This is a genomic window from Sphingorhabdus buctiana (genome assembly GCF_042680825.1).
In the GTDB taxonomy this organism is placed as follows: Bacteria; Pseudomonadota; Alphaproteobacteria; order Sphingomonadales; family Sphingomonadaceae; genus Sphingorhabdus_B; species Sphingorhabdus_B buctiana.
Genome location: NZ_JBHUEL010000002.1, coordinates 232,702 through 244,857, shown reverse-complemented (window position 1 = coordinate 244,857; position 12,156 = coordinate 232,702). Strand labels below are relative to the sequence as shown.

Genomic DNA, 12,156 nt, shown 5'->3' with positions numbered 1-12,156 from the left:
CCAATTGATTTGGCGCAATCGTAGCAATAGATTTTAGGGCAAATCAGCCTAGCTTGACTGGTACCGAATTGATGATCGCTAAAAAGGGATGCGGCTCCCTTTCGACCGGACCGGTTTGGATGACGTGGATCTCTCGCTTCACCATTTCCTCAAGCAGAATCTGCAATTGCAGTTCCGCTAAGCGCGCGCCGACGCAGCGATGGATGCCAAAGCCGAAGGAGAGGTGTCGGCGCACATTGGGCCTATCGACGAGAAACCGGTGGCCATCGGGAAACACCGATTCCTGGCGGTTGGCCGAAATATACCAGAGAACCACTTTGTCGCCCTTGCGGATTTGGTGACCGCGAAACTCCACATCCTCAAGTGCAGTCCGCCGCATATGCAATGCGGGGCATTGCCAGCGGATGATTTCACTGACGGCATTGGGAATGAGTTCAGGTTGGGCGCATATTTTTTCCCACTGATCCGGCCAGAGATTGAATGCCTCGATCATGCCAGACATCGAGTTTCGCGTCGTATCGTTCCCGCCAACCACCAGGGTGGCCATATTCCCCATAAACTCGGCTGCACCCATTTCACCGAAATCGGTCGCATGAACCATCATCGACAGCAGGTCAGGTCCAGGTTCACCCTTGCTACGCTCCTGCCACAACTCATGAAAGCGCGACGCCATTTCGAACAGATTCGCAGCCCGCTCCTCCGGGCGGTTTTTCATCATTTCGAGCGAGGTGATAGCATCGGACCAGATCCGCAATTTGTGCCGTTCATCCCAAGGAAAATCGAACAGAATGGCCAGCATATCGATCGTTAGATTGATCGAAACGGACTGCACCCAATCGAAATCCTCGCCTTTTGGCAGGCCATCAAGGCAGGTTGCAGTGCGTTCCCGGATCGATGTGCCAAGCCGGGCCATTTCTGATGGGGTGAATGCGGGCGCAATCGTCCGTCGCTTCTGGCTATGATTTGGCGGGTCCATCATGATGAAGGATTCAAGATAGGTTGCCTGCGCCGGGTCGACATCGATGATCGAAACCCCTCCATATTTCGCTTCGGAGGAATAGATTTTGGGCAGCGCCTCGATCTCGACAATGTCTTCGTACTGGCTGATTGACCAGAAAGGCCCGAAGCGACCGTTTGCGCAATAATGGACCGGTGCTTCGTTCCGAAGACGTTCAAACAAGGCGTTGGCGCGGCCATCGACAAAACGCTCTGGGAGGCTGGGGTCAATTTGGTCGAGCGGTTCGATAAGGTCGGTCATCGTCATCGCCTCACGCCCTTATATTGAGCGCCATGCGCTCGAAGAATCGGCCGAGTTGCTCAAGTTCTTGCTGGCTAAATCCATCGAACAACTGGGCATATACTTCGTCAACAGTGACACGCAGATCGCCGAGCAGCTTTTTGGCCTTTTCAGTGGGCACGATGCGCCAAACCCGCCGATCCCCGGGGTGTTGGCGACGAGCGACCAACGCCTTCTTCTCAAGCGCATCGATAGCAAGACCGGCGCTTGCGCGTTCAATTTCAAGATAGCGCGCCAATTCAGTCTGGGTCAGCCCTTCCTGACGCAACACATATGCGAGCAAGCGCCATTGCGTCCGGCCGAGATCATGTCCTTGCAATGCATCGTCGATCAGCCGTCGGAGCTGCCGAGGCAGGTCCTCCAGCCGAAAGGTGAGCGTATCAAGCGGCGTTAGGACAACAGCTTCGTCAGAGTTCGCTAAAAGTTTCATCCCGGCAACTTGCAGGACAAGACATTTTTGTCAAGTGCATTACAATAATGCACATTATCTTTTGCGGAACGGGGTGGACCAAAGCCCACCCCGCGAAGATTACAGTCCGTCGACGCTCTTGCTGACGAGGATGTTCACTGAAACGCGGCGGTTTTGGGCCTTGCCCTCTTCTGTGTCGTTGCTTGCAGCCGGATCAGATTCGGCCATGCCGGTCGGAGTCAGCATGCGATACGGCTTCCAACGGCATTGCTGCTGCAGATAGTTGATCACGCTGTTCGCGCGCTTTTCACTCAGCGTCTGGTTATATTCTTCGCTGCCGACCGAATCGGTGTAGCCAACAACCAGCATCAGCGCATTGTCGGTCGCTTCAGCCTGGGATGCAGTGGCGCACAAATCGGATTTAGCCTGTGACGATAGCTGCCACCTGCCGGTGTCGAAATAGACGTTGGTCGTGCCCTTGATGTTGTATTTGTCGATATCGCCCATCCGCCCCCGCAGCGCTTCTGTGGCAGCGGTCTGCTCGGCAAATTGCTGCTCGGTGCCATTGCGGATCATATTGGCGGTCTTGAAATCGCCTTTACGGAAACTGACCTGGCTCGCGACAAGGCCGCCTTCCCATTGCAGGGTCTTGACGGTTACCGGCAATCCATTGAGCAACGCCTCATTGCCTAATTTGCTGCGCCCACCGAACAGACCGGAACTGGTCTTAACCTTGGTCGCATCAGTAATCGCGATATCGGTGCTGCTGCCATCGGCGGTTCGCACCCTGATCTTTTCACCATTGCGCGCAACGATCGTGCCCTTGACTTCAGGGCCTTTGACCATCGTGCTAAGATCAGGCAGCGCACCGTCAACGACAATAGGGTCATAACTTGGCTGCTGTGCATGTAACGTTCCCGACAGCGGGATCGTGGACATGGCAAGCAGGATGAGACTGCCCGCCTTATTGGTAGCGACACGCATCATACACTCCTTCTTTTTTAATGCGCGCCAACCCTGTTAATCAAAACCTTGCTCGTGGATGAATGATTGCAGTCTGGGGGTGGCGAGCGGTTAATAGGAGCGCAAGGCGCGACGAAGCGTTGGCGGCGTGCCCGCTCTGGTACCTCCCCTGTCAAGTAACGAAGCGTATCAAATGAAGCAGTCGCCCGCACCTGCCAAACGATTTACCGTCCGATCAACCGCTGTGCCATCCGGTCGGCGACCTCAGCTGGAGTATCGCCGCTGGCTTCGCTCTCTTCCCAGATCTGGTGCAAACGGCCGGGGATGGTGTCGATTCGGGCGTTGATCGCAGCATCATCTGCATTATCGACATGCCGCAGCACATTGATGATCCCGCCAGCATTGATCACATAGTCCGGTGCATAGACAATACCGCGATCGGCAAGCTGCTGTCCCTGCGCCGATGTCGCTAGCTGGTTATTGGCACCACCCGCGACAGCCTTTATCTTCAATCCGGCCACGCTTGTATCAGTCAGTATTGCACCCAATGCGCAAGGGCTGAAAATGTCGGCTTCGACCGAAATGATCGAATCTGATGCGACGGTTTGTGCACCCAACTCGGCGGCGAGCGCAGTGGCGCGTTCGGCGTTGACGTCAGCCAGTGTCAACTTAGCACCATCAGCAGCAAGATAGCGGGCAAGGCCGCCGCCAACGCTCCCAACGCCTTGGATGGCGATGTGCACGCCGCGAACATCATCCGTGCCCAACGCACGTTTCGCTGCCGCCTTTACGCCAAGGTAAACGCCGCGCGCGGTGTAAGGGCCGGGATCGCCGCCCTGCCCCGGCAAGCCAGCAACATGCCGGGTGTTTTTCGACAGCGTCACCATGTCGTCTTCCGACATGCCGACATCCTGCGCTGTGATGTAACGGCCGCCAAGCGAGTCGACCGCCCGGGCGAAAGCATCAAGCAGTTCCTGTGGCTTGCTGTATTGGCGGTCGGCAAGGATAACCGCCTTGCCACCACCTGCAGCAAGTCCCGCCATCGCATTTTTATAGCTCATCCCCCGCGACAGGCGCAGCGCATCGGTCAATGCGGCTTGCTGGTCGGCATAATGCCAGAAACGAGTTCCGCCTGCTGCCGGGCCAAGATGCGTGGAGTGGATGGCAATAACTGCGCGCAACCCGGTTTTGGGGTCATCGAACATGTGCACCGATTCATGGGCATCGAAATCGGGCAGGTCCCACAGCGCAGGCATGACAGCTTCCTTACGAGTCGCGAGAAATTACGAGACCGCGCAATAATATTACGCAACCCGTTTGTCAGCCAAAATGTGTAGGGAAAATGGGGCGATCGACGGGATCCGAACCCGCGACCTCTGGTACCACAAACCAGCGCTCTAACCAACTGAGCTACGATCGCCACAGCACCTGTAGAAAGGCAGGCGCGTCCTTATGTGCAAAGGATGCCGGGCGTCAACCCGGCACCTTTCAAATCCAAAAGCCCAAGGCTTATTTCTTGAGCGTAAGTCCGCCGAAACGCTTGTTGAACTGGGCAACGCGGCCACCGGCGTCCATGAGGCGCTGGTTGCCACCGGTCCAGGCCGGGTGCGAAGTCGGATCAATGTCAAGCTGCAGCGTGTCGCCTTCCTTACCCCAGGTGGAGCGAGTTTCGAACACGGTGCCGTCGGTCATCTGCACCTTGATCATGTGATAATCGGGATGGATATCGTTCTTCATTTTTCAAACTCCTTTGCGGCCCGGTTTCCGACCGGAGCCAGGATTGCGAAGCGCCGCCCTTAGCGGCGGTTTTCGCGGAATGCAAGTTTTGCGAATAGTGTGTTTGTCAGGCCGGCGGATCAGCGATCATCGCCATGAAATCCGCCTCTGCAGCAACCTGGTCACCGATCAGGGCCCGTCCTGCGAATTTGCATACGCGCGGCCGCTTCTGCGTGAACTCGACATTCAGCGTAAGCAAGCATCCCGGTTCAACGGGGGCGCGGAATTTCGCGTTGTCGATCGCCATGAAGTAGACCAACTTGCCTGAACCGGCGAGGCCCAGGCTCTCCATAGCCAGAACACCGGCGGCTTGCGCAAGGGCTTCGACAATCATGACGCCGGGCATGATCGGGCGCCCGGGGAAATGCCCCTGGAAAAAGCCCTCATTCATGGTCACCGCCTTGATCGCCGAAATACGTTCGTCGACGATCAACTCTTCCACACGGTCAACCAGCAGCATCGGATAGCGGTGCGGAAGCACCGCCATCACGCGCCGGACGTCATAATTGGCGAAATCGCTCATCGAGCTTAGCGGCTTTCGGGCTGGGGTGTCGGATTTGCAGGCGCGGTTGCCGGAGCGGTTGCAGGCTGTTGTGCAGCTTGCTGCGCCTGTGCGTTGCGGATTGCCTGAACGCGTGCAGCGTTCAACAGGCGCTGCTGGATCTGCTCGTAAAGCGCACCGGTCGACTGCTTGGGCTGCCAATTTGCAGGCGGCGTGGTGCCCACTGCGGGAACCGAAACATCAAGCGCGGCAGTTACAGCCTTGGTAATGTCCACCGCATCGGGTGCCCAGATAAAGGCGTCGGGTGCCAGGATGATGTTGATCTTCTTCTGCGTTACAACCTGCTGCTGGGCAGCAGCATAACGGTCGGCAATACTTTCGACCGCAAAGGCCTGAGCAGCAACGATCGGCTGTTGAAGCTGGGCGATCTCGCGCTCCTTCGTCTCAAGCTGCTGGAGAAGCGGATTTTTCGACTTGATTGCGGCGTCGAGTTCTTCCTGCGTCAGGTTCTTGTCTTTGTTGGTATCCAACTGCGCATTGATATCGTTGATTTCCCGACGCTTGGTCTGGATCGACTGCGAATTGTTGGCATAGGTCGTGCCGATCTGCTGGTAAGCCTGTGCGAAAGCCTTGGTCTGCATGATCGCATCGGTCGTATCGAGGGTCGCAATGCCGGCCACTTGCGCCTGTGCGCTACCGCCGGCGAAAGCCGCGCCAGCCAAAAGCAAAGCCGCGATCGATTTGGAAATTTTGGTCATTAGAATTGAGTTCCTACGTTGAATGTAAAGAGTTTGGTGTCATCGCCAGGCTCTTTTAGCAGAGCCCGTGCTATATCGATCCTGAACGGACCAAAGGGAGAGTTCCAGTTGACGCCGAAACCGACCGAAACGCGGGGTTTCCAGCTGTCACCAAAAAAGCGTTCCTCAAACTGCAATACGGGTACGCGCGCCGACCCGTCGGGGTTGGTCGCAACAGTCGTGGTTTCCAATGTCGGTGTGGTGCCCGACGTGTTCACCGTGTAGTAGAGTGGCTGGCTGGGTGTAGTCGCAGTTGCGGCTGATCTTTGCTGCACGGTCTGCAAGATCGGGGTCGTTACTTTGAAGACCGCACCTGCATCAACAAACACAGACGGACGCAGGCCGAGTTCCTTGGCACCGCTGCCGAGCGGAATTTGCAGCTCTGCACGTGCGAGATAATAAGCGCGGCCACCGATTGCGTCGTCCTGGATCTGCTTACGATCGAGCCGCGGCACATTGACCGGAACGCCATTTTCGATGGCTCCATCAAAGAAGATACGCTGTACGCGAGGGCCAACACCACGGATATCGAAACCGCGAATTTGCGGTTCACCGAGGTAGAAGCGGTCGGTCAGACGAATATCATCGATTCCCGAAGCCACCGAACCACGATTTTCCAGCGGATGGATATAGCCACCTTCCGCCGACACCGAGAATACGAAGCCGCTGTCGGTCACCTTGAAGTGTTTATCTGCATTCACGCGGGTACGGATATACTTCACGTCTCCACCAAGACCCGCAAAATCCTGGCTGATGCTGAGGCTATGGCCGCGCGTCGGCCGCAGGCGGTTATCGCTGGTATCGTAAAGCAGTGTATAGCCAAGGGTCGATGTCAGACGCTTGCCAATTGCTTCGCAGAGGAAGCGACCTGCAAGAATAGGATCGCAACTGCTTGGCAGCGGACCAGTGCCGTCAGGATCGGAGAAGAAAAGGCTGCGGTCCAGCGAGATATCGTCATAGCTGATGCCGTAGCGCGCTTGGAAGTAAAGGAATTCGGTTACCGGCACACCGGTACGGATCTGGAAACCGGTGGTCGCCTGTTCGTAGGTGGTGTTGCGATCGTTGTTAAAGAAGTTGAAGCTCGAAAGGTCGCGGCGGAAAATATCGCCCGACAGCGCGATCGAGCGGTCGAACAGATAAGGCTCGGTAAAGCCGATTTCCGCTGATTTCGAATAGCTGGAATAGGAAATGTTCGTACGCAGTTCCTGTCCCTTGCCGCGGAAGTTGCGCTGGGTGATCGAACCCTGGAAAATGAAGTTTTCGATCGAGGAGAAACCAGCCGACAGCGAAAGTTCGCCGGTCGCCTTTTCTTCGACATTGGTTGTCAAGACGATACGGTCAGGCGCGCTACCCTGCTCCTGCTCGACCTCCAGGTCTTCCTGGAAATAACCCAGCGACTTGATGCGGTCGGTCGTGCGCTTCACCTGGATGCTGTTGAAAGCATCGCCTTCGTTGAGGCGGAACTCACGGCGGATTACCTTGTCCTGGGTGATGGTATTGCCGTTGATGTCGATGCGTTCGACAAAAACGCGCTCCGCCTCGGCGATGTCGAAAGTGATGCTCATCGTCAGAGCATCTTTGTCGCGATTGAACTGCGGATTCACTTCGGCGAAGGCATAACCGAACAGACCTGCACTTTCCTGCAGTCCCTCGACCGTGTCTTCCACCTGCTTGGCATTGTACCAGTCGCCCTGCTTCATCCGCAGATTGGCCGTCAGTGCTTCAGACTTGAAGTCGCGGATTTTGCTGTCGACCTTGACCTCACCAAACTTATAACGCTCTCCTTCTTCGACCACATAGGTGATGATGAAGTCTTTTTTGTCGGGCGTAAGTTCGGCGACAGCCGAAACGACGCGGAAATCGGCATAGCCTTCGGTGAGATAGAATTGGCGCAGTTTCTGCTGGTCGAATGCCAGGCGATCCGGGTCATAGCTGGTGCCAGAGCTGAATATGCTGGTCAGGCGCGCTTGCTTGGTGACCATTTCCCCGCGCAGCTTGCCATCGGAAAACTTCTCGTTGCCGATGATGTTGATCTGACGGACTTTCGACTTTGGTCCCTCGGTGATTTCAAAAACGATATCGACGCGGTTCTGGTCGAGCTGGACCAGTTTGGGTTCGACCTGCGCGGCAAAACGGCCCTGCCGTTTGTAGAGCTCGACGATGCGGGCAACGTCAGCACGAACCTTGGAACGCGAATAGATTTGGCGCGGTGCCAGTTTGATTTCGGGTTCGATCTTGTCGTTCTTGATGCGCTTGTTGCCCTCAAGGATGATGCGGTTAATCACCGGGTTTTCGCGCACTTCAATCGTAACATCACCCGCATTGTTGCGGATGCTGACGTCGGCGAACAATTCGGTCGCGTACAAATCCTTGAGCGCCTGGTCGCCCGCAGCCTGTGTCCAGACCTGGCCGGTGCGCAAGCGGATATAGGAACGAACGGTATCCGCTTCGAGGCGCTGGGTTCCGGTAACGCTGATCGAACGGATCACATTTTCTTGCGTAGCGGCAGCAGCGGCATCCGCGGTTTGTGCCGCCGCTGGCATGGCCGTCAGCGAAACCATCACAGCCAGCATCGAGGCGCCGATCCACTTGGCGGAAACCGATGTTTTGCTCATAAATTCTCGACCTTCCCTTGGCCCCGCTGAACGGAAAATGTTGTTGCGCCCTTGCCCCATGCGCTGCTTTCAATCAAGCAATCTGTAGATTCTATCCACGTATCATTTGCCGAAAAGGCCGAATGACGCGAGATCGTTGAATGTCACCATCAACATAAAACTCACCAGAAAGGCAAATCCTGCACGGAAAGCCCATTCCTGCATGATCGGCGTTGCTGGTCGACGACGGATTGCCTCGATCGCGTAGAGAAGGAGATGTCCACCATCTAGCATCGGAATTGGCAACAGGTTGATGAACCCCAAGTTAATCGAAATCATCGCTGTCAGCCAAAGGAAAGCTGCAAATCCAAGGACGAACTGTTCGCCCGAAACCTTGGCTATCTTCAGCGGGCCACCGAGTTCGGAGACCGGCCGACGGCCCGAGATGATCTGCCCGGTAGTCTTGATAGTCAGCCGAACAATATCGGCGGTTTCCTTGGTCGCCAGCCAAGGCGCCTCCAAAATGCCTACTTCGCGGATTTCAGCAGGCGGTATAGGCAGTCCCAATACGCCGCGGCGGTACTTGTTACCAAAACGGTCTACTTCTTCGACAACACCGATATGCGCGATGTCGGTGCGAACTTCGCCGTCGCGCTGATAGCGGATCGGGATGCGTTCATCGGGATGGATTGATATTTCGGTCGCGAGTTTGGGAAAGCTATCGACGGTAACGCCGTTGACCGCAAGAATACGGTCGCCCGGCTGGAGCCCCATGCTCGCCGCAGCGGTTCCGTTTGCCACGCTTTGTACGACAGGCGGATTGACCGCCTGACCATAATACCAGAGAAATCCGCTCAAGATCAGGATGGCGAGCAGGAAATTGACTGCAGGGCCTGCAAAGACAATCAAAGCGCGCTTCCACAGAGCTTTCGACTGGAAAGTGTGGCTACGTTCAACCTCGGGCAGCCTCTCCCAATTCTCATCGGGTTGGCTGGCAGGATTCATGTCACCGGCAAACTGCACATATCCACCAAGCGGTAGCGCACCAATGCGCCACAGCGTGCCGCGCTTATCCACCCTGCCCCACAATTGCGGGCCAAAACCGATGGAAAATTTGTCGGCTTTGACGCCAAACCAGCGACCTACCCAATAATGGCCAAGTTCATGGACCACCACCAGCGTTCCCAGCAACAGCAGGAAAGCAAAGACCGTGACCAGGATATGAGGAGATTCAAGCTGCATAGGATAGTTTTTCCATCAAGCCTTTTGCATATTCGCGCGCGGCTGCATCGATGCTGAACAAATGATCGAGGGTGTGGGGCGCATTGGGCGCGTAACCCGTTAAAGTTTCTTCAACGAGGCGGGCAATGTCGAGAAATCCGATGCGACCTGCCAGAAATGCCGCCACAGCAATTTCGTTGGCCGCGTTTAGGATTGCCGGTGCTGCCCCGCCTTGCTCCGCCGCTGCGCGTGCCATTCGCAGCGCGGGAAAACGGACCATATCCGGCGCCTCGAATTCCAATTTGGAAATCCGCGCGAGATCGAGCGGCTCGCTGTTGGTTTCGAGCCGTTCGGGCCAGGCAAGCGTGCTGGCAATAGGGATGCGCATGTCGGGTGAGCCCAACTGCGCCAACGTGGAGCGATCGACATATTCGACCATCGAATGGATCACCGATTGCGGGTGGACAACGATATCGAGCTTGTCGAGGCCGACAGGGAACAGATGATGCGCCTCGATCAGTTCAAGGCCCTTGTTCATCATCGTGGCGCTGTCGACGCTGATCTTTGCGCCCATATCCCAATTGGGATGGGCCACGGCCTGCGCCGGCGTCACACCACTCATTTGTTCAAGGCTGAATGTCCGGAACGGCCCGCCGCTGGCAGTCAGCGTGATCTTGCGCACCTGATCGATGCGGCCGCCTGCGAGGCACTGGAAAATCGCGTTATGCTCACTATCGACTGGCAAAAGCGTGGCACCCGATCGCTCAACCGCAGCCATCATCAGGTCGCCAGCCGAAACCAGCGCTTCCTTGTTGGCCAGCGCCACGGTCTTGCCAGCATCGATTGCCGCCATTGTGGATGGAAGGCCGGCACAGCCGACAATCGCGGCCATCGTCCAGTCGGCACCCATTTGCGCTGCTTCAACCAGGGCATCGGCCCCGGCGGCAGTCCTGATATCCGTCCCATCCAATGCATCGCGCAGATCGCCGTATGCCCCCTCGTCTGCGACAACCGCAACGTCGGGTTTGAATTCGCGAGCTAATTTGGCAAGCTCCGCCGCATTGCCGTTCGCGGTCAATGCGACGAGACGATATTGATCACGATGCTGGCGCACCAGATCAAGCGTCGAAAGACCGATCGATCCGGTTGCACCGAAGATGGACAGGGAACGTTGGCCGGTCATGAAAGCCGCCACACGCCTGCATCAAAGTGCACGACAGCTAGCAATATCGCGACGGCGAATAGTACGGCAAGCAAGCCATCGGCGCGGTCAAGCAACCCGCCATGCCCAGGAATGAGTGAACCGGAATCTTTCACGCCCGCCCGGCGTTTCATCCAGCTTTCGAAAAAGTCGCCCGCTTGGGCAACGACGGCCAGTCCCGCGCCAATAAGCGGTTGCCAGATTGCGAACGCCTCAAAATGGCTACCGACTGCACTCGCCAATATCGCCGCTGCTAACATCCCGCCGGCAAGGCCAGACCAGGTCTTCGACGGGCTAATTTTCGGCGCGATTTTAGGGCCGCCAAATGTGCGCCCTGCGAAATAGGCCCCTGTATCGGTCGCGATAACAATGCCGATCACGGTAAGCACGAGATACATCTCACTGATTTCTCGCAAAGCCACCAAATTGGCCGTTGCAACGCCGATGTAAACTATTCCCCCCGCTGCCCAAAGCAAACGCCCGACCCCATCACTGCTCAATTGCCACGCCAACCGGAACCATTCGCGCAATAAACCGACAGCAACAAGGATAACGAAAATGCGGAAAAGCCATCCGCCAAACAGAATGGCCACGGTTGCTACCAGCATCATGGCAATGCCAGACAGGGTGCGAACACCAAGGTCCGAGCGAGGTTTCGTTATAGATTCCACGCCTTCACTCATCGCCCGCCATAGCGCCTTTCGCGCTTTCCGAACTCGGCCAGTGCGGTATCGAACTCCGCCGGGGTGAAATCGGGCCAAAGCGTATCGGTAAACCAAAGTTCGGCATAGGCCGCTTGCCAGAGCATGAAGTTCGACAGTCGCTGCTCGCCCGAAGTGCGGATGAGCAAATCAAGCGGTGGCATGTCTGCGGTGTCGAGATGGCGTTCGATTGCCTCTGCCGTGATCGCGCCCTCGCCCGCAGCAGCCTGTGCCGCGCGGACCAGTTCGTCTTGCGAACCATAGTTCAGCGCTACCGCCAAGGTCGTACGCTTGTTATGCGCGGTCCGCGCCAGCGCGTCCTCGATCATCTCGACAATGTCGGGGGCGAGAACTTTATAATTCCCGATAATCCTCAGCCGCACATCATTGGCCGCGAATTCTTCAATATCTGATTTGATAAAGGCCCGCAGCAGCCCCATCAGATCGTTGATCTCATCTTCCGGGCGCTTCCAGTTTTCGCTCGAAAAGGCATAGAGCGACAAGGCTTCCAGACCCGTCGTGGCCGCATGGCGCACTATCTCACGGACGACCTCGACACCCTTTTTGTGACCAAGCGCGCGCGGAAGGTGCTTTTTCTTTGCCCAGCGGCCGTTGCCATCCATAATGATCGCAACATGACGCGCGCCATGATGGCCGGCCCCGCCATTTTCGGGATCGACCTGCTTTTGCGGCCT

12 protein-coding genes and 1 tRNA gene are annotated in these 12,156 nt (G+C 56.7%); all 13 read right to left on the bottom strand.

All coding sequences use genetic code 11. The features are described from left to right. Positions 1-43: 43 nt before the first annotated feature. The gene (locus ACFSAG_RS01660) at positions 44-1,258 is read right to left on the bottom strand and encodes a cytochrome P450 (RefSeq protein ID WP_381510856.1); all 1,215 of its coding nucleotides are present in this window, start codon (positions 1,256-1,258) and stop codon (positions 44-46) included. Between the two features lie 10 nt (positions 1,259-1,268). Beyond that, entirely contained in the window at positions 1,269-1,727 is a 459-nt protein-coding gene (locus tag ACFSAG_RS01655) for a MarR family winged helix-turn-helix transcriptional regulator (RefSeq protein ID WP_381510854.1), read from the bottom strand. Positions 1,728-1,826: 99 nt separating this feature from the next. Beyond that, positions 1,827-2,690, bottom strand: a complete 864-nt coding sequence (locus ACFSAG_RS01650) for an OmpA family protein (RefSeq protein WP_381511258.1) — start codon at positions 2,688-2,690, stop codon at positions 1,827-1,829. Between the two features lie 203 nt (positions 2,691-2,893). After that, positions 2,894-3,925 (bottom strand): Glu/Leu/Phe/Val dehydrogenase family protein, encoded by a 1,032-nt coding sequence (locus ACFSAG_RS01645; RefSeq protein WP_381510852.1) that lies wholly within the window; start codon positions 3,923-3,925, stop codon positions 2,894-2,896. An 87-nt stretch (positions 3,926-4,012) separates the two neighbouring features. Next, positions 4,013-4,089 (bottom strand) — tRNA-His (locus ACFSAG_RS01640). An 89-nt stretch (positions 4,090-4,178) separates the two neighbouring features. Further along, complete coding sequence (gene rpmE, locus ACFSAG_RS01635) at positions 4,179-4,406, bottom strand: 50S ribosomal protein L31 (RefSeq protein WP_374615254.1); 228 nt, start codon at positions 4,404-4,406, stop codon at positions 4,179-4,181. Between the two features lie 106 nt (positions 4,407-4,512). After that, positions 4,513-4,968: a 3-hydroxyacyl-ACP dehydratase FabZ gene (gene fabZ, locus ACFSAG_RS01630; protein WP_374615256.1), complete on the bottom strand. Its 456-nt coding sequence runs from the start codon at positions 4,966-4,968 to the stop codon at positions 4,513-4,515. A gap of 5 nt (positions 4,969-4,973) precedes the next feature. Further along, positions 4,974-5,705: an OmpH family outer membrane protein gene (locus ACFSAG_RS01625; RefSeq protein ID WP_381510849.1), complete on the bottom strand. Its 732-nt coding sequence runs from the start codon at positions 5,703-5,705 to the stop codon at positions 4,974-4,976. Then, positions 5,705-8,359 carry an outer membrane protein assembly factor BamA gene (gene bamA / locus ACFSAG_RS01620; RefSeq protein ID WP_381510847.1) on the bottom strand — a complete coding sequence of 885 codons (2,655 nt, stop codon included), beginning with the start codon at positions 8,357-8,359 and terminating at the stop codon, positions 5,705-5,707. Before bamA ends, ACFSAG_RS01625 begins: the two co-directional genes overlap by 1 nt. A gap of 102 nt (positions 8,360-8,461) precedes the next feature. Then, entirely contained in the window at positions 8,462-9,580 is a 1,119-nt protein-coding gene (locus ACFSAG_RS01615; RefSeq protein ID WP_381510846.1) for a M50 family metallopeptidase, read from the bottom strand. Then, positions 9,570-10,742 (bottom strand): 1-deoxy-D-xylulose-5-phosphate reductoisomerase, encoded by a 1,173-nt coding sequence (locus ACFSAG_RS01610; protein ID WP_381510844.1) that lies wholly within the window; start codon positions 10,740-10,742, stop codon positions 9,570-9,572. The genes ACFSAG_RS01615 and ACFSAG_RS01610 overlap by 11 nt, the downstream gene beginning before the upstream one ends. Further along, positions 10,739-11,443, bottom strand: a complete 705-nt coding sequence (locus tag ACFSAG_RS01605; protein ID WP_381510842.1) for a phosphatidate cytidylyltransferase — start codon at positions 11,441-11,443, stop codon at positions 10,739-10,741. Before ACFSAG_RS01605 ends, ACFSAG_RS01610 begins: the two co-directional genes overlap by 4 nt. After that, a complete protein-coding gene (gene uppS / locus ACFSAG_RS01600; RefSeq protein ID WP_381511256.1) occupies positions 11,440-12,090 on the bottom strand; it encodes a polyprenyl diphosphate synthase in 651 nt (216 codons plus the stop codon). The genes ACFSAG_RS01605 and uppS overlap by 4 nt, the downstream gene beginning before the upstream one ends. Between the last annotated feature and the right edge of the window lie 66 nt (positions 12,091-12,156).

What these genes read in the sequence shown, in the direction of transcription:
- ACFSAG_RS01660 (WP_381510856.1), bottom strand. Translation starts at nt 1,258, where the DNA reads ATGACCGACCTTATCGAACCGCTCGACCAAATTGACCCCAGCCTCCCA.
- ACFSAG_RS01610 (WP_381510844.1), bottom strand. Translation starts at nt 10,742, where the DNA reads ATGACCGGCCAACGTTCCCTGTCCATCTTCGGTGCAACCGGATCGATC.
- ACFSAG_RS01645 (WP_381510852.1), bottom strand. Translation starts at nt 3,925, where the DNA reads ATGCCTGCGCTGTGGGACCTGCCCGATTTCGATGCCCATGAATCGGTG.
- ACFSAG_RS01605 (WP_381510842.1), bottom strand. Translation starts at nt 11,443, where the DNA reads ATGAGTGAAGGCGTGGAATCTATAACGAAACCTCGCTCGGACCTTGGT.
- ACFSAG_RS01650 (WP_381511258.1), bottom strand. Translation starts at nt 2,690, where the DNA reads ATGCGTGTCGCTACCAATAAGGCGGGCAGTCTCATCCTGCTTGCCATG.
- rpmE (WP_374615254.1), bottom strand. Translation starts at nt 4,406, where the DNA reads ATGAAGAACGATATCCATCCCGATTATCACATGATCAAGGTGCAGATG.
- bamA (WP_381510847.1), bottom strand. Translation starts at nt 8,359, where the DNA reads ATGAGCAAAACATCGGTTTCCGCCAAGTGGATCGGCGCCTCGATGCTG.
- ACFSAG_RS01655 (WP_381510854.1), bottom strand. Translation starts at nt 1,727, where the DNA reads ATGAAACTTTTAGCGAACTCTGACGAAGCTGTTGTCCTAACGCCGCTT.
- fabZ (WP_374615256.1), bottom strand. Translation starts at nt 4,968, where the DNA reads ATGAGCGATTTCGCCAATTATGACGTCCGGCGCGTGATGGCGGTGCTT.
- ACFSAG_RS01615 (WP_381510846.1), bottom strand. Translation starts at nt 9,580, where the DNA reads ATGCAGCTTGAATCTCCTCATATCCTGGTCACGGTCTTTGCTTTCCTG.
- ACFSAG_RS01625 (WP_381510849.1), bottom strand. Translation starts at nt 5,705, where the DNA reads ATGACCAAAATTTCCAAATCGATCGCGGCTTTGCTTTTGGCTGGCGCG.